Below are 21,077 nucleotides of genomic sequence, written 5' to 3'. Positions count from 1 at the left end.
CAACGAGGGCACGACCGCCCCGCCGGCGTTCACGCCGGGCCGATGACCCCCAGCAGCGCCCGCGCGCACAACTCCCCCACCTGCTCCCGCGACAGATCCGCGCCGCGCAGCCACTCCAGGCAGACCGCCGTGGTGAACGCCAGCCAGCCGCGCACCGCCAGCCGCACGTCGGGGCGCTCCTCGAAGGCCGGGCCGAACTCCGGATCGGCGCCGAGCGCCGCCAGGATCTGCCGCTCCTGCGCCGCGAGCGCCCGCCGGTAGACCAGCCGCACGGCCTGGTCGCCGGAGGCGTCCGCACGATGGAAGGCCCGGTAGCCGTGGGCGTGGGCCGCCACGTACGCCAGGTAGGTGTCGAGGCCGGACGCCAGCTGCTCCCGGACGGGGACGCCGGGTACCGCGGCCGTCATGCGCAGCATCCGCTCGCTCTCGCGCTCCACGACCGCCGCGAAGAAGTCCCGCTTGGTGGGGAAATAGTGGTACAGCAGGCCTCGGGAGACCCCGGCGATCTCGGCGACCTGCTCGATCCACACGTCGTCGTACGGGCTCTCCGAGAACAGCCGCGCGCCGACCGACAGGAGCTGCTCCCTGCGCTCCTCGGTGCTGAGTCGGCGCCGGGTGCGCTCCCCCTGGTTCGCGGCCATCCCCGCACTTTACTTGACGCCGGTTCAACAGCGGCAGCAGACTGGGCCCGCTATTGAACCCACGTACAACATGCTCAACCTGCCGCTGCATCGAGGGAGATCGCGTCATGGCGGAGACGAAGGGGACCACGGCTGCCGCGGGAACGGCGGGGACGACGGGCGCACCGGCGGCGACGGGGACGATGTCGCCCGGGGCGGGGGGCGCCCTCCCGAAGGGGTTCCGCAGCGCGGAGTCCGGCTGGCCCGAGCTGGAGCGCATACCGCATCCGCCGCACCGGCTCCCCCTCCTCGGCGACGTCCTGGGCGCCGGCCGGCGCACTCCCCTCCAGGACTCCCTGCGGTACGCCCGGCAGCTGGGCCCGATCTTCCGCCGCAAGGCCTTCGGCCGGGAGTTCGTGTTCGTGTGGGGCTCCCGGCTGGCCGCCGACATGGCGGACGAGACGCGGTTCGCCAAGCACGTGGGGCTCGGCATCGCCAATCTGCGACCGGTCGTCGGAGACGCCCTGTTCACGGCGTACAACCACGAGCCGAACTGGCAGCTGGCCCACGACGTCCTGGCCCCCGGGTTCAGCCGGGAGGCGATGGCGGCCTACCACCCGATGATGCTGGACGTGGCGGACCGGCTCACCGGCCACTGGGACCGGGAGCTCGCCGCGGGCCGGGCGGTGGACGTGCCCGGTGACATGACCAAACTGACCCTGGAGACGATCGCCCGCACCGGGTTCGGACACGACTTCGCGTCCTTCGAGCGCGCCCGGCCGCACCCCTTCGTGACGGCGATGGTGGGCACCCTCAGCTACGCGCAGCGCCTCAACACCGTGCCCTCCCCCGCCCTGCTGCGCCGGGCCGCCCGCCGCAACGAGGCCGACATCGCCTATCTGAACCGCACGGTCGACGGGCTGGTGCGGGCCCGCCGCGACGGCGGTGGCGGGGACGGCGACCTGCTCGACCGGATGCTCGACACCGCCCATCCGACGACGGGCGAACGGCTGTCGGCGCAGAACGTGCGGCGCCAGGTCGTCACCTTCCTGGTCGCCGGCCACGAGACCACCTCGGGCGCGCTCTCCTTCGCCCTGCACTACCTGTCCCTCCACCCCGAGATCGCCGCCCGCGCCCGCGCCGAGGTGGACCGGGTGTGGGGGGACACGGCCGTGCCCGGGTACGAGCAGGTCGCGAAGCTGCGTTACGTCCGCCGGGTCCTCGACGAGGCGCTGCGGCTGTGGCCGACGGCGCCCGCCTTCGCGCGCGAGGCCCGGGCGGACACGGTGCTGGGCGGGGAGCACCCGATGCGGCGGGGCGGCTGGGCGCTGATCCTGACGGCCATGCTGCACCGGGACCCCGAGACGTGGGGGCCGGACGCCGAACGGTTCGACCCGGACCGCTTCGACGCGGCGGCCGTACGCGCGCGGGCCCCGCACACCTTCAAGCCGTTCGGCACCGGGGCACGGGCCTGCATCGGACGGCAGTTCGCGCTGCACGAGGCCACTCTGGTGCTCGGACTGCTGCTGCGCCGCTACGCACTGCGGCCGGACCCGGCGTACCGGCTCCGGGTGACGGAACGGCTGACGCTGATGCCGGAGGGCCTGCGGCTGCACCTGGTCCGGCGCACCCCGCCGCCGGCGGCCGGGAGGCCGTCCGGCGGGACGGTCGCCGAGGAGTGCGCGACGGCGGCGTCCTCAGAGCCGCGCTGTCCAGTGCGCGGGACGGGTGACTGACTCCGGCAGCCTGGTGTCCGCGCTGCCCCGGGCCGCGTTCAGCTGCGGCTGGGTCAGGAAGAAGGCGCCGGTCAGGTCGGCGTCGGCGAGGCCGGTGTCGCGCAGGTCCGCGCCGATCAGGTCCGCGCCGCGCAGATCCGCGCCGGTCAGGTCGGCGGCGATCAGACAGGCGCCGCGCAGGTCGGCGCCGCGCAGGTCGGCGCCCCGGAGACGGGCGCCCACCAGGTCGGCGCCCCGGCGGTCCTTCTTGCGCCCGCGGACACCCGCCCGGGCCAGTTCGCTGGTCTTCAGCAGCAGCAGGTTGACGTCCTGGCGGTGCGCGGGGACGTCGAGGGCCATCAGCTCGTCCGGGGACAGCAGGGTCAGTTCCTCGGTTCTCGCCAGGGCCGAGCGCAGATCGCCGTGGATCGGCCGGGCGGCGGGGAGGCCGAGCGCCTCGGTGAGATACCAGAGGAGTTCGTGGAGCTGGCGGACGACCGGGAAGACCTCGGACATCAGGCGGGCGTCCTCGGGCGCTCCCGTGCGCCGGTCCCGGCCGCCGAAGGTGTGCTGCGAGACCTTCTGCCCGGCGCCGAAGCAGTCGTAGACCGTGCAGCCGGTGAAGCCGCTCTGCCGCAGCCGCGCGTGGATCCCGCAGCGATGGTCCTCGCCGAGGTTGGGGCACTCCCTCCCCGCCGGCTTGTCGATCGCGAAGTCCGCGGAACGGGCGAAGGGCAGGGCCACGCAGCACAGGCCGAAGCAGTTCGCGCAGTCGCCGCGCAGTCCGGTCCCGTCCACCGTCTCGTGTTGCATGCCGCCCAGCCTACTGACCTGCCCGGCTACCGGTTGAACAGCTCGAACGCCACCGCCGGGCGGCCGCCGAACCGTTCGCCCACCGACTCGGCCACCCCGGTCAGGAAGCCCCGCGCATAGCTTTCCGGCTCCTCGTCGGTCAGCGCCTCGATGTAGGCGCGGTGTTCGAGCAGCGAGGCCACCGCCCGCTCCAGTCCCGCCGACGCGTCCACGGCGTGGGTGGGGGTCGCGGAGCCGGCCACCGCGACCCAGCGCACGCCGTTCCAGGGCTCCAGGCCCTGCTCGGTGAGTTCCGGGAAGATCCAGCGGTTGCCCGCGTCCCCGGCCGCGTCCAGGGTGGCCCGGCCGACCGCCACATGGTCGGGGGTGTTCCAGGCGACCCCGCCCCAGGTGTCGCGGTGGTTGAGGGTGATCACCAGTTCGGGACGGTGCCGGCGGATCGCGGCGGCGATGTCGCGGCGCAGGGCGGGACCGTACTCGACGACGCCGTCCCGGTGGTCCAGGAACTCGACCGTGGACACGCCCACCACGGCGGCGCCGGCCCGCTGCTCGCGCTCGCGCAGCGGGCCGCACTGCGCGGGCGCGAGGGTGTCGATGCCCGCCTCGCCCCGCGTCGCCAGCACGTAGGCGACCTCACGGCCGGCGTCGGTCCAGGCGGCGACGGCCGCGGAGCACCCGTATTCGAGGTCGTCCGGGTGTGCCACCACGGCCAGGGCGCGCCGCCAGTCCTCGGGCATCGGCCGGAGCGGTGTGATCGTCGGCTCGGTCATGCCCGCAGACTAACCGGTGACGCGCCCGTCACGCCTCGTCACGGGCGAGGGCGAGCAGCCGGTCCAGGACGCGGGGGCCGCCGGCCCGGACGCCGTCGTGCTCGAACTCGTCGGTGACCCAGGTGCGCAGGCCGCGGATGGCGCGGGCGGTGCGCAGGGAGTCGGCGGTGTCGACGTACAGGTCGTCGTGGTAGATCGCCGCGGCCACCGGGACCTCGTTGGCGGCGAGGCGCGCCGGGTCGTAGAGGGGCGGCCAGTCCGTGCGGGCGGCGAGGAGTTCGGCGGTCTCGCGCAGCGGGCGCAGCGCGGGGTCGATGTCGAACATCCACGGGTGGACGGTCTCGCCGGTGAGGAGCAGCGGTCCGTCGCCGGTGAGCGTCTTCGCCGCGTCGAACTGCGGGAACTCGGCGCGCACCCGGTCGGCGGCCCAGGCGGTGGGGCGGCTGTCCTGGCCGTAGATCGCCTCGTGGATCAGGGCGTAGAGGGGGTGTCCGGCGTAGGAGAGCAGGCCCTGCATCTCCTCCTGGAAGGCGTCGGACAGGGCCGGGCCGTCCGGGGTGGGGACGAAGACCTCCTCGAGGAGGTGGTGCAGACGGTGACTGCCCTCGCCGCCGCCGAGCAGGATGCCGAGGGTCTGGAAGGCCTCGACGGTGAGGCGGTAGCCGTTCGGGAGGGTCACCTCGTGGTGCAGGAGGTGGTCGGCGATCCGGCGGACGCGCTCGACGTCCTGGGGGTAGCGGGCGTAGTGCGCGGCGACCTTGCGCTCCATGCGCGGGTAGGCGGCGCGGTACACGTCGTCGGCGTGCCCGTCTAGGGAGGGCAGGCCGCCGGTGATCAGGGCGGCGGCCAGTCCCTCGGGGGCCAGGGACAGGTAGCTGACCGTGCAGAAGCCGCCGAAGCTCTGGCCGAGGACGGTCCAGGGGGCGCCGCCGGTGACCTCGCGGCGGATCAGCTCGCAGTCGCGGACGATGGAGTCGCCGCGGAAGTGCGCCAGGTAGTCGGCCTGCTCGGCCGGGCCGCCGCGCAGCGGGAGGGTCTGGCGGTTGGCCGGGGTGGAGTGGCCGGTGCCCCGCTGGTCGAGGAGGAGGACCCGGTACTCCTTCAGCGCGCGCCCGAGCCAGGCCGGTCTGCCGACGAACCGGTTGGCGCCGAAGCCGGGGCCGCCCTGCAGGTAGAGCAGCCACGGCAGGTCCTGGTCCGCCTTCTCGCTCGCCACGACCTCGCGGGCGTAGAGCCCGATCGTCTCGCCGTCCGGGTCGGCGTGGTCGAGGGGGACGGTGAAGCGGCGGTCGGTGAGGACCACGCCGGGCTGGCGATAGCTGACGGACAAGGGAGGCTCCCGGGACGATCGGTGTAAGGGCCGCGTCCCAGTTGAGCACATGTCCGGGCGGTGCAGGAGCCCGGGGGATCATGAACAGCTACTGAACGGGCACTCAGCACCGCTACTGAACGGCCGCTCAGCCGCCGGGCCGCCAGCTCAGCGTGCCGAGAGGCTGGACCTGCGCACCACCAGCTCCGGCTGGAGCACCACCCGCCGGTGTTCGTGCCGGCCGGCGCCCGCCTCGCCTTCCTCGGTCTCCTCCAGCAGCATCTCGGCGGCCAGCGCGCCCATCGTGACGGCGGGCTGCCGGACCGAGGTGAGGGGGACCGCCGCGGCGGCCGCGAACTCGATGTCGTCGTAGCCGACGATGGCCAGGTCCTCCGGGACGTTCACCCCGGCCGCGTACATCGCCTGGAGCACGCCGAGGGCGAGCAGGTCGTTGGCGCAGAACACGGCGGTCGGGCGGTCGGCCAGGCCGAGCAGACGGGCGCCCGCGTCCCGCCCGGCGGCCACGTCGAGCCGCTCGGTGGGCAGTTCGCGCAGGCACTCCGGGCCGAGGCCCGCCTCGGCGAGCGCGTTCAGGGCGCCGGTGCGGCGGTCGCGGACCTGGGTGAATCCGGGCGGGCCGCTGACATAGGCGATCGAGCGGTGTCCGGCGTCGATCAGATGCCGCACGGCGAGCGCGCCGCCCGCCACGTCGTCGACCGAGACCGAGCACTCGGTGGTGCCCTCGGAGACCCGGTCGACCAGGACGAAGGGGATGCCGTGCCGCCGGAAGGAGGCGATGTTGCGGCCGGTCGCGTCGGCCGGGGTGAGCAGCACGCCCCGCACCCGCTGCTCCGCGAAGAGCGACAGGTACTCGGCCTCCTCGCCGGCGCTCTCGGCGCTGTTGCAGACCATCACGCCGAGCCCCGCGTCACGGGCGGCCCGCTCGGCGCCGCGGGCGACGTCCACGAAGAAGGGGTTGCCCATGTCGAGCACGAGCAGCCCCATGATCCGGCTGCGTCCCGCGCGCAGCTGCCGGGCGGACTCGCTGCGCACGTAGCCGAGCCGGTCTATCGCCGACAGCACGCGCGCCCGGGTCTCGGTGGCGACGGTGTCCGGGCGGTTGATGACGTTCGACACCGTGCCGACGGAGACTCCGGCGGCACGTGCGACGTCCTTGATTCCCACCGGCTGGGCCATCAGGCGGGGACCTCCAGGTGAACGGGATACGGCGGGACGGCCTTCACATTACCGTCACTCGCCGCACCCCTGTCCGAGTACGGATTCGGGTCGGATCAGGGTCATGCGGGCAGTGCGAAGTCCACGACGTGGAGCGCCGAGGGGGTCGTCCCGCTCGATTTCTCCTGGTACATGAACGACAGCACGTTGTCGGCCTTGACGCGCAGTTCGTCGACCACGACCTCGCCGAAGGCGTTGAGGCCGCTGCCGTCGAAGAGCACGGTCCAGTCCGTGTGGCCGGACGCCTTGGAGGCGCCGGCGATCCGGCCGAAGGGGAAGATCGCGTACGCGTTGTCGTACCTGTCCAGGACCAGCTTGGTGCGCTGGCTGGAGCCGAGGACGACGGGTATCTCCGTCTTCTGCCAGCTCCCGGAGGAGTTCTTGCGCAGATGGAACGCGCGGCCGTTGGCGGTGCGGTCGCTGACGTAGTCGGTGGTGCACTGGCCGAAGCGGCCGGGGACGTAGCTGATGATCGCGTGCGGGAGGCCTGCGGAGTCGGTGGCCTGGCTCTCCTGGTTCATCAGGGAGTGGTCGGGGTTGAGCGCGTCCACGACGAGTCCGACGTCCGTGACGGCGACCTTGTCGGAGCCGCCGGTGGTGCCGACGACGGCGCCCGCGTCGTTGAGCCAGGTGCGGCCGCGGTCGGTGGAGTGGACGTAACCGGTGTCGTGGTTGGTGATGCCGCCGCTGGAGCACATCACGGCGCCGTTCTGCTCGCGCCAGGTGAAGAAGGAGTGCAGTCGGCCGTCGACGCCGTAGTCCATGCCGTGCAGGTACATGTTGCGCGCGGTCGAGGTGCCGTGCTCGCTGGTGTAGGTGCCGGTGGAGCTGGACCACTCGCCGAGGTTCGTCCAGGTGGAACCGTCGTACTCCGCGAGGGCGTTGCGGCCGTCGCCGGAGACGCCGACCCGGTAGCTGAGCTGGAGCCTGCCCTCGGGGGTGGCGATGAACTGCGGGTAGGTGAACCGGGTGGTGAGCGCGAGGCCGTCCAGGGTGGTCTGGACGGCGCCGAAGACGGAGGACGTCCAGGAGGTCGCCGCCGGGTTGTCCAGGAGTCCGGCGTTCGACTTCACGTAGAAGAAGCCGTCGCTGTGGGAGTCCATGTTGAGGTGCAGACGGCCGTCCGTCTTCGAGACGCCCATGGAGATGACGTTGTGCGAGTCGCTCGCCTTGAGCTGGTGCGGGAGGGTGACGGTGGACCAGGTGGTGCCGCCGAGGACGCGACGGGCGACGACCGCGTTCTTGGTCGAGGTGTACCAGGCGGCGTACTGGTAGCCCTTGTAGGTCAGCAGGCCGTTCTTCTGGAACGAGTTGTTGTTGACCAGGCCGTCGTAGGACACGAAGAACACGGCCGTGGCGTCGAGTTGGGTGGTGGCCTTCCTGGTGACCGAGGGGCCGGGGTCGGCGGCGCGGGCGGTGCCGGCGGCGAGGACGGGGGACGCCGCGGCGCTGAGGAGGGCGCCGGCCAGCAGGGTGCGTCGTCTCATCTCGGGGGACTCCATCGTCTGCGAGAGCGGGAGGCAGCGGGGAACACGGCGGGGACCGGAGGGGGACGGGGGTGTCAGGCGAGGTGGAACACTTCGGTGAGCGGCTTCATCGCCTCGTCGGGCCGGGCTCCGTCGAGCGACTCGAAGAACGGGGCCATCTCCGCCTGCCACCGGGCGTTGACGTCGGCGGCCTCCATGCCGGCCTGGGCGGCGGCGAAGTCCTCCGTCTCCAGATAGCCGACGAGCAGGCCGTCGTCTCTCAGGAACAGGGAGTAGTTGTGCCAGCCGGTGGCCGAGAGAGCTTCGAGCATCTCCGGCCACACGGCGGCATGGCGTTCGCGGTACTCGGCGAGCCGGTCCTGTCGGACCTTGAGCAGGAAACAGACGCGCTGCATGACGTACCGCTCCTCCGTGGGGGGTTGAGGTGTCCGGCGACTAGAAGTTGAACTGGTCGATGTTCTTGGCGTCGAACACGGTCGGCTTGCCGAGGCTGATCACGCCGTCCTTGCCGATGGTGTACGTGGTGCCGCCGGCCTTGAAGGTCTCCCCCTCCGCGCCGGTGATCTGGCCCGAGACCAGCGCCACCGCCGTCCGGGCGGCCAGCGCGCCGAGCTTCGCGGGGTCCCACAGCTCGAAGGCGTCGACGGTGCCGTTCTTGACGTAGGTGCGCATGTCGTTCGGGGTACCGAGGCCGGTCAGCTTGACCTTGCCCTTGTACTTGGAGCCCGACAGGTACTGGGCGGCCGCCTTGATGCCGACGGTGGTCGGGGAGATGATCCCCTTCAGGTTCGGGTACTCCTGGAGCAGGCCCTGGGTCTGCTGGAAGGACTTCTGGGCGTCGTCGTCGCCGTACGCGACCTTGACGAGCTTGATGTCCTTGTACTTGGCGTCCTTCAGCTCGTCCTTCATGAAGTCGATCCAGGTGTTCTGGTTCGTCGCGGTCTGCGCGGCGGACAGAATCGCGATCTCGCCCTTGTAGCCGATCTGTTCGGCCAGCAGCTGCACCTCGGTACGGCCCAGGTCCTCGGCGGAAGCCTGCGAGACGAAGGCGTTGCGGCACTCGGGGTTGGTGTCCGAGTCGTAGGTGACGACCTTGATCTTGTTGCTCATGGCCTGCTTGAGCGCGGTGCACAGGGCACCCGGGTCCTGGGCCGACACGGCTATCGCGTCGACCTGCTGCTGGGTCAGCGTGTTGACGTAGGAGACCTGGCCGGAGGTGTCGGTGCCGCTGTTGGTGCCGACCTCCTTGTAGCTGGAGCCCAGTTCCTTCAGAGCCGCCTCGCCGCCCTTGTCGGAGCTGGTGAAGTAGGGGTTGTTGACCTGCTTGGGCAGGAAGCCGACGGTCAGGCCCTTCTTGGTGGCCGCGTTCGGGTCGGCCTTGCCGGCCGAGGCGGCGGCGCCGGTGCTCTCGTTCTTCACGTCCTCCTTGGTCGTGCCGCCGCAGGCGGTGGCGGCGAGCGCGAGGGAGGAGACGGCGGCGAGGGCCGCACAGGCACGACGGAGGGATGACTTGCGCATCACGGGGTTCCTTTACGAGGGTGAGCGAAGCGGGGTTAAGCCGTCGGAGTCGGGGCCGTGGCTCTGCGGCCCGCCCGTGCGACGGCGATCTGGCGCGCGACCCGGGGGCCGAGCACGGAGACGACGAGCAGAACGCCGGTGACGACGATCTGCGACTGGGCGGAGACGTCCTGGAGGCTCATCACGTTCTGCGCGGCGCCGAGCAGGAAGACTCCGGCGATCGCGCCGCCGAGCGTGCCCTTGCCGCCGTCGAAGTCGATGCCGCCGAGCAGGACGGCCGCGATGACGGAGAGTTCGAGGCCGGTGGCGTTGTCGTAGCGGGCGCTGGCGTAGTGCAGGGCCCAGAAGATGCCGGTGAGGGAGGCCAGCAGGCCGGTCACCGTGAACAGGATCAGCTTGTGCCGCCTGACCCGGATGCCGGCGAACCGGGCGGCCTCCTCGCTGGCGCCGATCGCGAACAGCGAGCGGCCGAACGGGGTGGCGTGCAGGACGACCACGGCGATCGCGAGCAGGACGACGAAGGGCAGGAGGGCCTGCGGGAGGAAGGTGTCCCCGAGCCGGCCGGCCGCGAAGTCCAGGTACTGGGTGGGGAAGTCGGTGACCGCGTCGGAGCCGAGCACGATCTGCGCGATGCCCCGGTAGGCGGCCATGGTGCCGATGGTGACGGCGAGCGACGGGAGCCCGAGGCGGGTCACGAGCAGGCCGTTGACCAGCCCGCACACCACGCCGAGCAGCAGACAGATCGGGATGATGGCCTCGATCGTGAGGCCCTGGTTCCACAGGGCGCCCATCACCGCGCCGGACAGCCCGGCGGTGGAGGCGACGGACAGGTCGATCTCGCCGGAGACCACCAGCAGGGTCATCGGCAGCGCGATGAGCGCGATGGGCAGGGTGTTGCCGATCAGGAACGACAGGTTGAGGGCGTTGCCGAAGCCGTCCACGAAGGAGAACGAGAACAGCAGCAGGACGATCAGGAGGGCGCCGACGACCGTGTCCCAGCGGACGGCGCGGGTGAGCGACTCAGGCATGGCCGGCGTCTCCCTTCTTGACGGTGGTCTTCTCGGGGGCGGTGGTGGTCCTGGCCGCGGCCGACTTCTTCTTCAGCGCGGACGCCACCCGCAGGGCGACGACCCGGTCGACCGCGATGGCCAGCAGGAGCAGCACGCCGTTGATGGCGAGCACCCAGACCGAGCTGACGCCGAGCGCGGGCAGGACGCTGTTGATGGAGGTGAGCAGCAGCGCGCCGAGGGCCGCGCCGTAGACGCTGCCGGAACCGCCGGTGAACACGACGCCGCCGACCACGACCGCGCTGACGACGGTGAGTTCGTAGCCGTTGCCGGTCCCGGAGTCGACGTTGCCGAACCGGGCCAGGTACATCGCCCCGGCGAGGCCGGCGAGGCCGCCGCAGAAGGTGTACGCGGCGAGGATCCGCTTGCGGACCGGGATGCCGGCGAGCCGGGCGGCCTCCGGGTTGGAGCCGAGCGCGTACAGCTCGCGGCCGCTGCCGAAGTGCTTGAGGTAGTACGCGGTGGCGACGAGCACGGCGAGCGCGATGAGCGCCAGCCACGGCACCGCGGACAGACCGCCGGAGCCGAAGTCCACGAAGGAGCCGGGCAGGTCGGCGGCAGTGATCTGGCGGGAGCCGACCCAGATGGAGTCGATACCGCGGATGATGTACAGCGTGCCGAGGGTGACGACCAGGGCGGGCACCTGACCGAGGCTGACCAGCAGGCCGTTGAGGAGCCCGAAGCCGACGCCGAGCAGGATCGCCAGCACGATCGCGATCACCGGGTTGCCGCCGCCGTGCAGATACGTGCCGGCGGCGAAGGCGCTGATGCCGAGGGTGGAGCCGACCGACAGGTCGACGTTGCGGGTGATGACGACCAGGGACTGGCCGGTGGCGACCAGCACCAGGATGGTCGCGTTCAGCAGCAGGTCCTTGATGCCCTGCTCGGACAGGAACTCGCTGTTGCCGGCCTGGGTGACGGCGATCATCACCAGGAACACGACCAGGATGGCGAGTTCGCGCATCTTGAAGACGCGGTCGACCAGCCGGGTGCCGCTGGACTTCGGCACCTCGGCGACGGGGGCCTCGGGGGAGGTGGTCACCGTCATGCGGCGGCCCTCCCGGTGGCTGCGGCCATCACGGTTTCCTCGGTGGCTTCGGTGCGGGGGATCTCGGCGGCGAGCCGGCCCTCGTGCATCACCAGCACGCGGTCGGCCATGCCGAGGATCTCGGGCAGGTCGGAGGAGATCATCAGGACGGCGACCCCGTCCGCGGCCAACTCGCTGAGCAGCCGGTGCACTTCGGCCTTGGTGCCGACGTCGATGCCGCGGGTGGGCTCGTCGACGATGAGCACCTTGGGGCCGGTGGCGAGCCACTTGGCGAGGACGACCTTCTGCTGGTTCCCGCCGGACAGCGTGTTGACGGTGTCGGCGATCCGGGCGTACTTCACCTGGAGCTTGACCGCCCAGTCGAGGGAGCGGCTGCGCTCGGCGCCGCGGTCCATCAGGCCGGCCTTCACGGTCGTCCGCAGGCCGGTCAGGCCGATGTTGCGCTCGATGGACATGTCCATCACCAGGCCCTGGGCCCGGCGGTCCTCGGGGACCAGCGCGAGGCCGGCCGCCATCGCGGTGGAGGGCGCGCCGTTGGTCAGCGCGCGGCCGTCCACGGCGACCTCCCCGGCGTCCCAGCGGTCGATGCCGAAGACCGCCCGGGCGACCTCCGTGCGGCCGGCGCCCACGAGTCCGGCGAGGCCGACGATCTCGCCGCGCCGGACCTCGAAGGAGACGTCGGTGAAGACGCCCTCGCGGGTCAGTCGGCGCACGCTCAGGGCGACCTCGCCCGGCGTCACGTCCTGCTTGGGGTAGAGCTCGTCGAGGTCGCGGCCGACCATCCGGCGGACCAGGTCGTCCTCGGTCATGCCCGCCAGGGGTTCGCTGGCGATCCACGCGCCGTCGCGCAGGGTGGTCACCCGCTGGCAGATCTCGAAGATCTCCTCCAGCCGGTGCGAGATGAACAGCACCGCGGCGCCCTGCTCCCGCAGGGTGCGCACGACGCCGAACAGCCGGGCGACCTCGCTGCCGGTGAGGGCGGCGGTCGGCTCGTCCATGATCAGGACCCGGGCGTCGAAGGAGAGCGCCTTGGCGATCTCGACGATCTGCTGGTCCGCGATGGACAGGCCGCGCGCCGGGCGGTCGGGGTCGAGCTCGACGCCCAGGCGCCGCATCAGCGCGGCGGTGGCCGTGTGGGTGGCCTTGTGGTCGATGCGGCCGAGGGCGCGCCGGGGCTGGCGGCCCATGAAGATGTTCTCGGCGATCGAGAGGTCGGGGAAGAGCGTGGGCTCCTGGTAGATCACGGCGATGCCGGCGTCGCGGGCGTCGCCCGGGCCGTGGAAGACGACGGGCTCACCGTCGAGCAGCACCCGACCCGCGTCGGGTCGGTGCACTCCCGCGAGGGTCTTGATGAGCGTGGACTTGCCCGCGCCGTTCTCTCCGGCGAGGGCGTGCACCTCGCCGGGGAACAGTTCGAGGGAGACGCCCCGCAGGGCGCGGACGGCGCCGAAGGACTTGTCGACGTCCCTCAACGCAAGCACCGGGGCTGGTCCCGCGTCGGACGGGTGGGTCATGGATGGCTCCTCGACGACGCCCGGGACAGGCCCTCACAGCGTCGTGAAAGGTTTCAACTGGATTGCCGGGACGTTAGGCATCCGGGCCATGTCACGTCAATGGGTACGTCTCGAAAAGTTTTCGATAGCCGAAGGTCACGCGGCGGTCACGGAGAACGAAGCAGGCCGGAGGGCTTGACACCCTCCTCGCGGCCTCATAGCTTCCCCTACTGAATCGTTTCATCCGGGAGGAGATCCGGACCGATGTCACAGGAGCCCGAAGTGACCGACCTCGCCGCGGTGAAGGCCGCGCTCAAGACCCAGGCCGTCGAGACGCCGTCGTGGGCGTACGGGAACTCAGGCACCCGTTTCAAGGTGTTCGCCCAGCAGGGTGTCCCGCGCACCCCGCAGGAGAAGGTGGACGACGCCGCCCAGGTGCACGCGTTCACCGGCGCGGCCCCGACCGTGGCGCTGCACATCCCGTGGGACAAGGTGGAGGACTACTCCGCACTTGCGAAACATGCCGAGGACCGCGGCGTGAAGCTGGGGGCGATCAACTCCAACACCTTCCAGGACGACGCCTACAAGCTGGGCAGCATCTGCCATCCGGACGCGGCGGTGCGACGCAAGGCTCTCGATCATCTGCTCGAGTGCGTCGACATCATGGACGCGACGGGTTCCGCCGATCTGAAGCTGTGGTTCGCCGACGGCACGAACTATCCCGGTCAGGACGACCTCCGGGGGCGGCAGGACCGGCTCGCCGAGGGCCTCTCCGCGGTGTACGAGCGGCTCGGGGACGGGCAGCGGATGCTCCTGGAGTACAAGTTCTTCGAGCCCGCGTTCTACTCCACGGACGTGCCGGACTGGGGCACGGCGTACGCGCACTGCCTGAAGCTCGGGCCCAAGGCGCAGGTCGTGGTGGACACCGGGCACCACGCGCCCGGCACCAACATCGAGTTCATCGTCGCCACGCTGCTGCGCGAGGGGAAGCTCGGCGGGTTCGACTTCAACTCGCGGTTCTACGCGGACGACGACCTCATGGTGGGTGCCGCCGACCCGTTCCAGCTGTTCCGGATCATGTACGAGGTCGTGCGCGGCGGCGGGTTCACCTCCGACGTGGCGTTCATGCTCGACCAGTGCCACAACATCGAGGCGAAGATCCCGGCGATCATCCGGTCCGTGATGAACGTGCAGGAGGCCACGGCGAAGGCGCTGCTCGTCGACCGGTCGGCGCTGGCCGCCGCCCAGGCCTCCGGTGACGTGCTGGAGGCGAACGCGGTCGTGATGGACGCGTACAACACGGATGTGCGTCCGCTGCTGCGTGAGGTGCGGGAGGAGTCGGGGCTGGACCCCGACCCCATGGCTGCCTACCGGGCGTCCGGCTGGGCGGAGAAGATCGTCGCAGAGCGGGTGGGCGGCGAGCAGGCCGGCTGGGGCGCGTAGGCCCCCGCTTCACCTGTCTGTCGCGGACCGCGCCCGTCGTGGCCGGTCGCGCGGTCCGCCCCGCCCCTTCCGGGGGCCTCCCCCACCCGCGTTCGAGAAGTAAGGAATCCGCATGACCACCCACCCCGAAGCCGCCGCCCTCCTCGGCCGGTCCCACCGGCTCGGCGCCGACCCCCGGAACACCAACTACGCCGGCGGCAACACCTCCGCCAAGGGCACCGACACCGACCCCGTGACCGGCGGGGACGTCGAGCTGATGTGGGTGAAGGGGTCCGGTGGCGACCTGGGCACCCTGACCGGGGCCGGGCTCGCCGTGCTGCGGCTGGACCGGCTGCGGGGACTCGTCGACGTCTACCCGGGCGTCGAGCGCGAGGACGAGATGGTGGCCGCGTTCGACTACTGCCTGCACGGCAAGGGCGGAGCGGCGCCTTCGATCGACACGGCCATGCACGGTCTCGTCGACGCCGCCCACGTCGATCACCTGCACCCCGACTCCGGGATCGCGCTGGCCTGCGCCGCCGACGGGGAGAAGCTGACGGCCGAGTGCTTCGGCGACACCGTCGCGTGGGTGCCCTGGCGGCGGCCCGGCTTCCAGCTGGGGCTCGACATCGCCGCCATCAAGGCGGCCAACCCGCAGGCGATCGGCGTGGTCCTCGGCGGCCACGGGATCACCGCCTGGGGCGACACCTCCGAGGAGTGCGAGCGCAACTCGCTGCACATCATCCGGACCGCCGAGGCCTTCCTCGCGGAGAAGGGGAAGGCCGACCCGTTCGGCCCGGTCCTCGACGGCTACGCGGCGCTGCCCGGGGACGAGCGGCGGGAGCGGGCCGCCGCGCTCGCGCCCTACGTGCGGGCCATCGCCTCCCAGGACCGCCCCCAGGTGGGGCACTTCACCGACTCCGAGGCCGTTCTCGACTTCGTGGCCCGGGCCGAACACCCGCGGCTCGCCGCGCTGGGCACCTCCTGCCCCGACCACTTCCTGCGCACCAAGGTGCGGCCGCTGGTCCTGGACCTGCCGCCCACCGTCGCGGTGGAGGACGCGGTCGCGCGGCTGAAGGAACTGCACGCCGAGTACCGCGAGGAGTACGCCGCCTACTACCGGCGGCACGCCGACGCCGACTCCCCCGCCCTGCGCGGCGCCGACCCGGCGATCGTGCTGGTCCCGGGCGTGGGCATGTTCTCCTTCGGCAAGGACAAGCAGACCGCGCGGGTCGCCGGCGAGTTCTACGTCAACGCGATCAACGTCATGCGGGGCGCCGAAGCGGTGTCCTCGTACGCGCCGATCGAGGAGTCGGAGAAGTTCCGCATCGAGTACTGGGCCCTGGAGGAGGCCAAGCTCCAGCGGATGCCCGCGCCGAAGCCGCTGGCCACCCGGGTGGCCCTGGTCACGGGCGCCGGCAGCGGGATCGGCAAGGCCATCGCCCGGCGGCTGGTCGCCGAGGGCGCCTGTGTCGTCGTCGCGGACCTCGACGCGGGGAACGCGGCCGCCGTGGCCGAGGAGCTCGGCGGGGCCGACAAGGCCGTCGCCGTCACCGTCGACGTGACCTCCGAGGAGCAGATCGCCGCCGCCTTCCGGGAGGCCGTGCTCGCCTTCGGCGGCGTCGACCTCGTCGTCAACAACGCCGGGATCTCCATCTCCAAGCCGCTGCTGGAGACGTCGGCGCGCGACTGGGACCTCCAGCACGACATCATGGCCCGCGGATCGTTCCTCGTCTCGCGGGAGGCGGCGCGGGTGATGATCGCGCAGGAGCTGGGCGGCGACATCGTCTACATCGCGTCGAAGAACGCCGTCTTCGCGGGCCCGAACAACATCGCCTACTCCGCCACCAAGGCCGACCAGGCCCACCAGGTGCGCCTGCTGGCCGCAGAGCTGGGCGAGCACGGCATCCGCGTCAACGGCGTCAACCCGGACGGCGTGGTGCGCGGGTCGGGCATCTTCGCGGGCGGCTGGGGCGCGCAGCGCGCCGCGACCTACGGCATCGACGAGGAGAAGCTCGGCGAGTTCTACGCGCAGCGCACCATCCTCAAGCGCGAGGTGCTGCCGGACCATGTCGCGAACGCGGTGTTCGCGCTCACCGGCGGCGAGCTCACCCACACCACCGGACTGCACGTCCCCGTCGACGCGGGTGTGGCGGCCGCGTTCCTCCGGTGACGGCCGTGCGGTCGTACGCGGCGGTCGACCTCGGCGCGTCCAGCGGGCGCGTCATGGTCGGCCGGGTGGGCCCTGACTCGCTGGAGCTGACGGAGGCGCACCGCTTCCCCAACCGGCCCGTCCGGGTCCCGGAGGGCCTGCGCTGGGATGTGCTGTCCCTGTACGCGGGGGTGCTGGCCGGGCTCCGGGCGGCGGGCCGGGTCGACTCGGTCGGCATCGACAGCTGGGCCGTGGACCACGGCCTGCTCGACGCCGACGGGGCCCTGCTCGGGAACCCGGTGCACTACCGGGACGCCCGCACCGAGGGGATCGCCGAGAAGGTGTGGGCGACCGTGCCCGCCGCCGAGCTCTACGCGGCCACCGGGCTCCAGTACGCGCCCTTCAACACCCTCTACCAGCTGGCTGCGGCGAGCGGGACGCGGCAACTGGCCCACGCCAGGCGCCTGCTGCTCATCCCGGACCTGCTGGCGTACTGGCTGACCGGAGAGCAGGGCACCGAGCTCACCAACGCCTCCACCACCCAGCTGATCGACCCCGCGACGGGCGACTGGGCGTACGACGTCGCCGCCCGGCTCGGCATCGACCTGGAGCTGTTCGCGCCGCTGCGGCGGCCCGGCGACCCGGCGGGGCTGCTGCGGGCGGAGGTGCTCGAGGAGACGGGGCTGACCGGGCCCGTGCCCGTGACGACGGTCGGCTCGCACGACACCGCCTCCGCCGTGGCCGCCGTCCCGGCGACCGGCGAGCGGTTCGCCTACATCTGCACCGGCACCTGGTCGCTGGCCGGCCTGGAGCTGGCGGCGCCCGTGCTCACCGAGGAGAGCCGGGCCGCCAACTTCACCAACGAGCTGGGACTGGACGGCACGGTCCGCTACCTGCGCAACATCATGGGCCTGTGGCTCCTCCAGGAGTGCGTGCGGGCCTGGGGCGACCCGGACCTGGGCGGACTGCTGCGGGAGGCGGCCGCCGTGCCCGCGCTGCGCTCGGTCGTGGACGCCGGGGACGCGGCGTTCCTGGCCCCCGGCCGGATGCCGGAGCGGATCGCCGAGGCGTGCCGGGCGTCCGGGCAGCCGGTGCCCGCCACCCCGGCGGAGATCACGCGGTGCATCCTCGACTCGCTCGCCCTGGCCCACCGGCGGGCCGTCGACGAGGCCCAGCGGCTCGCCGACCACCCGGTGGACGTCGTGCACATCGTCGGGGGCGGCACCCGCAACGCGCTGCTGTGCCAGCTCACCGCCGACGCCTGCGGGCTGCCGGTGGTGGCCGGTCCGACGGAGGCCGCGGCCCTCGGCAACGTGCTCGTCCAGGCGCGGGCGCACGGACTGGTCGGCGACCGTGCCGACATGCGCCGGCTGCTCGCCCGCACCCAGCCGCTGACGCGCTACGAGCCGCAGGGCGGCACGGAGCGGTGGCGCGAGGCGGAGGCCCGGCTCGCCGCACGGTGAGCCGGGGCCTCCCCCGGGCCTCTGCAGCGGGCTACTCTGCACTCATCCGATGACCTACCCGCAAGGAGCCGCGATGCGTGTCGCACTGTTCCTGACCTGTGTCAACGACACGCTCTATCCGGATACCGGCCGTGCCGTGGTGAAACTCCTGACCAGGCTGGGCGTCGACGTCGACTTCCCGATGGCCCAGACCTGCTGCGGCCAGGCCCACTACAACACCGGCTACCGCCATGAAGCCGAGCCGCTCGCCCGGCATTTCTCCGATGTCTTCGGGGAGTACGAGGCGATCGTGACGCCCTCCGGGTCGTGCGGGGCGATGGTGCGGGAGCTGTATCCGCGGATGGGCGAGCGGGCCCGGGCCGAGGGGCGGGGGGACTCCCTCGCCGCCACGCTGGCGCCGGTGGTGCCGAAGACGTACGAACTCACCGAGTTCCTGGTGGACGTGCTCGGGGTGACGGACGTCGGCGCGTACTACCCGCACAAGGTGACCTATCACCCGACGTGTCACGGGCTGCGCGGGCTGGGCCTCGGGGAGCGGCCCCGGCGGCTGCTCGAGGCGGTCGAGGGGCTGGACCTGGTGGAGCTGCCGGGGGCCGACGAGTGCTGCGGCTTCGGCGGCACCTTCGCGCTGAAGAACGCCGACGTCTCGGCGGCGATGGGCGCCGACAAGGTGCGCAACGCCGAGTCGACGGGCGCCGAGGTCCTGTGCGCGGCGGACAACTCCTGCCTGATGCACATCGGCGGGACCATGACCCGGCTGGAGACCGGCATGCGTCCTGTGCACATCGCCGAGATCCTGGCGAACACGAAGGAGGGCCCGGCGGCATGAGCGGGACGTTCGTAGGAATGCCGGCCTTCCCGAAGGCGGCGCACGAGGCGGTCGGCGACCGGACCCTGCGCGCGAATCTGCGGCACGCCACCCACACCATCCGGGCCAAGCGCGCGAGCGCCGTGGCCGAGGTGTCGGACTGGGCGGAGCTGCGGGAGGCGGGCAAGCGGATCAAGGACCACACGCTGCGTCATCTCGACCGGTACCTGGTCCAGTTGGAGGAGTCGGTGACGGCGGCGGGCGGCATCGTCCACTGGGCCGCCGACGCCGACGAGGCCAACCGGATCGTCGCCGACCTGGTCAAGGAGACGGGCGAGTCGGAGGTCGTCAAGGTCAAGTCCATGGCCACGCAGGAGATCGGGCTCAACGAGGCGCTGGAGGCGGAGGGCGTCCGCGCCTACGAGACCGACCTCGCCGAGCTGATCGTGCAGCTCGGCAAGGACCGGCCGTCGCACATCCTGGTCCCCGCGATCCACCGCAACCGGGGTGAGATCCGGGACATCTTCACCCGCGAGATGAGCGAGTGGGGCCGCCCCGCCCCCGAGGGGCTGACCGACACCCCCGCCGAACTGGCCGACGCCGCCCGGCTGCACCTGCGCGAGAAGTTCCTGCGCGCCAAGGTCGGCGTCTCCGGGGCCAACTTCATGGTCGCCGAGACCGGCACCCTGGTGGTCGTCGAGTCCGAGGGCAACGGGCGGATGTGCCTCACGCTCCCCGAGACGCTGATCTCCGTCGTCGGCATCGAGAAGATCGTGCCGACCTGGCGGGACCTGGAGGTCTTCCTCCAGACGCTGCCCCGTTCCTCGACGGCCGAGCGCATGAACCCGTACACGTCGACCTGGACGGGCACGGTGGACGGCGACGGCCCCCGCGCCTTCCATCTGGTGCTGCTGGACAACGGCCGCACCGACACGCTCGCCGACGAGGTCGGCCGGCAGGCTCTGCGCTGCATCCGCTGCTCGGCCTGTCTGAACGTGTGCCCGGTGTACGAGCGGGCGGGCGGCCATGCCTACGGCTCGGTCTACCCCGGGCCGATCGGCGCGATCCTCAGCCCCCAGCTGCGCGGCATCGAGAGCGAGATCGACGCCTCGCTGCCGTACGCCTCGTCGCTGTGCGGCGCCTGCTACGACGTGTGCCCGGTGGCCATCGACATCCCGGAGGTGCTGGTGCATCTGCGGGAGCGGGTCGTCGAGGGCGGTCCGGTGACGCGGGAGGGCAACAAGGTGCTGCTGAAGCCCGCCAAGGGCCATGGCGCCGAGCGGGTCGCGATGCGCGCGGCTCGCTGGGCGTTCGGGCGGCCGGGCGCCCTGCGCGCGGGGCAGCGGCTGGCGTCCCGGACCCGTCGGTTCCATCCTCGGACGCTGCCCGGCCCCGGCAAGGCGTGGAGCGCCGCACGGGATCTGCCGGCGGTGCCCGCGGAGCCGTTCCGCGACTGGTGGCAGCGCACCGACGGCGGCACCACCGACGAGGGGACGGCGAAGTGAGCAGCAGGGAACGGATTCTGGGCCGGGTGCGGCGCGCGCTGGCCGATGTGCCGCAGGACGACCCGCCGTACGAGGACGCCGTCACGCGCGACTACCTGCGCGAGCACGGCGCCCGGAGCACCGAGGAGACGGTCGGGCTGCTGGCGGAGAACCTGGCGGACTACCGGGCCGTCGTGCACCGGTGCGGCGCGGACGAACTCCCTTCCGTGCTGGCCCGGTTGCTCACGGAGCGGAAGGCGGCGACCGTGCTCGTGCCGCCCGGCCTCGACGAGGCGTGGCTCGCACGGGTGGACGCCGCCCGGGTGGCGGACCGGGCGGAGAGCGGCGCGCACGAACTCGACCGGGTGGACAGCGTGGTCACCGCGTGCGCGGTGGCGGTCGCCGAGACCGGGACGATCGTGCTGGACGGCGGCGCCGACCAGGGGCGGCGCCGGATCACCCTGGTCCCGGACCATCACATCTGCGTGGTGCGCGTCCCCGACCAGGTGGTGTCGTCCGTACCGCAGGCTCTCGAACGGCTGGATCCGGCCCGCCCGTTGACGTGGATCTCCGGCCCTTCGGCGACCAGTGACATCGAGCTGGACCGGGTGGAGGGCGTGCACGGTCCGCGCACCCTGGAAGTGATCCTGGTCGGCTGACCCTCCCCGCGTG

Annotated in this window: 18 protein-coding genes; 7 read left to right on the top strand and 11 right to left on the bottom strand. The window is 72.1% G+C overall.

What is annotated here, in order from left to right; translation table 11 throughout:
* Positions 1 to 29: 29 nt before the first annotated feature.
* A complete protein-coding gene (locus J2X68_RS23950) occupies positions 30 to 641 on the bottom strand; it encodes a TetR/AcrR family transcriptional regulator (protein WP_310434605.1) in 612 nt (203 codons plus the stop codon).
* Positions 642 to 823: 182 nt separating this feature from the next.
* Between J2X68_RS23950 and J2X68_RS23945 the strand changes: the two genes are divergently transcribed.
* Entirely contained in the window at positions 824 to 2,356 is a 1,533-nt protein-coding gene (locus tag J2X68_RS23945) for a cytochrome P450 (RefSeq protein WP_310434633.1), read from the top strand.
* Here J2X68_RS23945 and J2X68_RS23940 read toward each other — a convergent pair.
* From J2X68_RS23940 to J2X68_RS23895, 10 genes are all read right to left on the bottom strand, one after another.
* Positions 2,318 to 3,148: a pentapeptide repeat-containing protein gene (locus J2X68_RS23940; protein ID WP_310434604.1), complete on the bottom strand. Its 831-nt coding sequence runs from the start codon at positions 3,146 to 3,148 to the stop codon at positions 2,318 to 2,320. The genes J2X68_RS23945 and J2X68_RS23940 overlap by 39 nt on opposite strands.
* 26 nt (positions 3,149 to 3,174) lie before the next feature.
* A complete protein-coding gene (locus J2X68_RS23935) occupies positions 3,175 to 3,918 on the bottom strand; it encodes a PIG-L deacetylase family protein (protein ID WP_310434603.1) in 744 nt (247 codons plus the stop codon).
* 28 nt (positions 3,919 to 3,946) lie between these two features.
* Complete coding sequence (locus J2X68_RS23930; RefSeq protein ID WP_310434602.1) at positions 3,947 to 5,248, bottom strand: alpha/beta fold hydrolase; 1,302 nt, start codon at positions 5,246 to 5,248, stop codon at positions 3,947 to 3,949.
* Between the two features lie 147 nt (positions 5,249 to 5,395).
* Positions 5,396 to 6,424 carry a LacI family DNA-binding transcriptional regulator gene (locus J2X68_RS23925; RefSeq protein ID WP_310434601.1) on the bottom strand — a complete coding sequence of 343 codons (1,029 nt, stop codon included), beginning with the start codon at positions 6,422 to 6,424 and terminating at the stop codon, positions 5,396 to 5,398.
* Between the two features lie 101 nt (positions 6,425 to 6,525).
* Positions 6,526 to 7,950 carry a BNR repeat-containing protein gene (locus J2X68_RS23920; RefSeq protein ID WP_310434600.1) on the bottom strand — a complete coding sequence of 475 codons (1,425 nt, stop codon included), beginning with the start codon at positions 7,948 to 7,950 and terminating at the stop codon, positions 6,526 to 6,528.
* Between the two features lie 74 nt (positions 7,951 to 8,024).
* On the bottom strand, positions 8,025 to 8,345 hold the full coding sequence (locus J2X68_RS23915; protein ID WP_020127639.1) for an L-rhamnose mutarotase: 321 nt from the start codon (positions 8,343 to 8,345) through the stop codon (positions 8,025 to 8,027).
* Positions 8,346 to 8,385: 40 nt separating this feature from the next.
* Positions 8,386 to 9,468 (bottom strand): rhamnose ABC transporter substrate-binding protein, encoded by a 1,083-nt coding sequence (gene rhaS, locus J2X68_RS23910; protein WP_310434599.1) that lies wholly within the window; start codon positions 9,466 to 9,468, stop codon positions 8,386 to 8,388.
* A 35-nt stretch (positions 9,469 to 9,503) separates the two neighbouring features.
* Positions 9,504 to 10,496, bottom strand: coding sequence for an ABC transporter permease (locus tag J2X68_RS23905; protein WP_310434598.1), 993 nt, complete (start codon positions 10,494 to 10,496; stop codon positions 9,504 to 9,506).
* Positions 10,489 to 11,583, bottom strand: coding sequence for an ABC transporter permease (locus J2X68_RS23900; protein ID WP_310434597.1), 1,095 nt, complete (start codon positions 11,581 to 11,583; stop codon positions 10,489 to 10,491). The genes J2X68_RS23905 and J2X68_RS23900 overlap by 8 nt, the downstream gene beginning before the upstream one ends.
* Positions 11,580 to 13,097, bottom strand: a complete 1,518-nt coding sequence (locus J2X68_RS23895) for a sugar ABC transporter ATP-binding protein (protein ID WP_310434596.1) — start codon at positions 13,095 to 13,097, stop codon at positions 11,580 to 11,582. Before J2X68_RS23895 ends, J2X68_RS23900 begins: the two co-directional genes overlap by 4 nt.
* Before the next feature lie 261 nt (positions 13,098 to 13,358).
* Here J2X68_RS23895 and rhaI point away from each other — a divergent pair, with 261 nt between their 5' ends.
* From rhaI to J2X68_RS23865, 6 genes are all read left to right on the top strand, one after another.
* Positions 13,359 to 14,519 carry an L-rhamnose isomerase gene (gene rhaI, locus J2X68_RS23890; protein WP_310434632.1) on the top strand — a complete coding sequence of 387 codons (1,161 nt, stop codon included), beginning with the start codon at positions 13,359 to 13,361 and terminating at the stop codon, positions 14,517 to 14,519.
* A 112-nt stretch (positions 14,520 to 14,631) separates the two neighbouring features.
* Positions 14,632 to 16,671, top strand: a complete 2,040-nt coding sequence (locus tag J2X68_RS23885; RefSeq protein ID WP_310434595.1) for a bifunctional aldolase/short-chain dehydrogenase — start codon at positions 14,632 to 14,634, stop codon at positions 16,669 to 16,671.
* A gap of 5 nt (positions 16,672 to 16,676) precedes the next feature.
* Positions 16,677 to 18,113 (top strand): rhamnulokinase family protein, encoded by a 1,437-nt coding sequence (locus J2X68_RS23880; protein ID WP_310434631.1) that lies wholly within the window; start codon positions 16,677 to 16,679, stop codon positions 18,111 to 18,113.
* 73 nt (positions 18,114 to 18,186) lie between these two features.
* Entirely contained in the window at positions 18,187 to 18,942 is a 756-nt protein-coding gene (locus tag J2X68_RS23875; protein WP_310434594.1) for a (Fe-S)-binding protein, read from the top strand.
* Positions 18,939 to 20,426, top strand: coding sequence for a LutB/LldF family L-lactate oxidation iron-sulfur protein (locus tag J2X68_RS23870; RefSeq protein WP_310434593.1), 1,488 nt, complete (start codon positions 18,939 to 18,941; stop codon positions 20,424 to 20,426). The genes J2X68_RS23875 and J2X68_RS23870 overlap by 4 nt, the downstream gene beginning before the upstream one ends.
* On the top strand, positions 20,423 to 21,064 hold the full coding sequence (locus J2X68_RS23865) for an LUD domain-containing protein (RefSeq protein WP_310434592.1): 642 nt from the start codon (positions 20,423 to 20,425) through the stop codon (positions 21,062 to 21,064). The genes J2X68_RS23870 and J2X68_RS23865 overlap by 4 nt, the downstream gene beginning before the upstream one ends.
* Positions 21,065 to 21,077 lie beyond the last annotated feature (13 nt).

This window comes from Streptomyces sp. 3330 (genome assembly GCF_031456635.1).
Taxonomy (GTDB): Bacteria; Actinomycetota; Actinomycetes; order Streptomycetales; family Streptomycetaceae; genus Streptomyces.
This window is presented reverse-complemented; position numbering and strand designations above follow the sequence as displayed.

Coding starts and splice junctions, on each gene's coding strand:
- J2X68_RS23920 (WP_310434600.1), bottom strand. CDS start 7,950: ATGAGACGACGCACCCTGCTGGCCGGCGCCCTCCTCAGCGCCGCGGCG.
- J2X68_RS23870 (WP_310434593.1), top strand. CDS start 18,939: ATGAGCGGGACGTTCGTAGGAATGCCGGCCTTCCCGAAGGCGGCGCAC.
- J2X68_RS23885 (WP_310434595.1), top strand. CDS start 14,632: ATGACCACCCACCCCGAAGCCGCCGCCCTCCTCGGCCGGTCCCACCGG.
- J2X68_RS23945 (WP_310434633.1), top strand. CDS start 824: ATGTCGCCCGGGGCGGGGGGCGCCCTCCCGAAGGGGTTCCGCAGCGCG.
- J2X68_RS23925 (WP_310434601.1), bottom strand. CDS start 6,424: ATGGCCCAGCCGGTGGGAATCAAGGACGTCGCACGTGCCGCCGGAGTC.
- J2X68_RS23895 (WP_310434596.1), bottom strand. CDS start 13,097: ATGACCCACCCGTCCGACGCGGGACCAGCCCCGGTGCTTGCGTTGAGG.
- J2X68_RS23875 (WP_310434594.1), top strand. CDS start 18,187: ATGCGTGTCGCACTGTTCCTGACCTGTGTCAACGACACGCTCTATCCG.
- rhaS (WP_310434599.1), bottom strand. CDS start 9,468: ATGCGCAAGTCATCCCTCCGTCGTGCCTGTGCGGCCCTCGCCGCCGTC.
- J2X68_RS23950 (WP_310434605.1), bottom strand. CDS start 641: ATGGCCGCGAACCAGGGGGAGCGCACCCGGCGCCGACTCAGCACCGAG.
- J2X68_RS23905 (WP_310434598.1), bottom strand. CDS start 10,496: ATGCCTGAGTCGCTCACCCGCGCCGTCCGCTGGGACACGGTCGTCGGC.
- J2X68_RS23915 (WP_020127639.1), bottom strand. CDS start 8,345: ATGCAGCGCGTCTGTTTCCTGCTCAAGGTCCGACAGGACCGGCTCGCC.
- J2X68_RS23935 (WP_310434603.1), bottom strand. CDS start 3,918: ATGACCGAGCCGACGATCACACCGCTCCGGCCGATGCCCGAGGACTGG.
- J2X68_RS23940 (WP_310434604.1), bottom strand. CDS start 3,148: ATGCAACACGAGACGGTGGACGGGACCGGACTGCGCGGCGACTGCGCG.
- J2X68_RS23900 (WP_310434597.1), bottom strand. CDS start 11,583: ATGACGGTGACCACCTCCCCCGAGGCCCCCGTCGCCGAGGTGCCGAAG.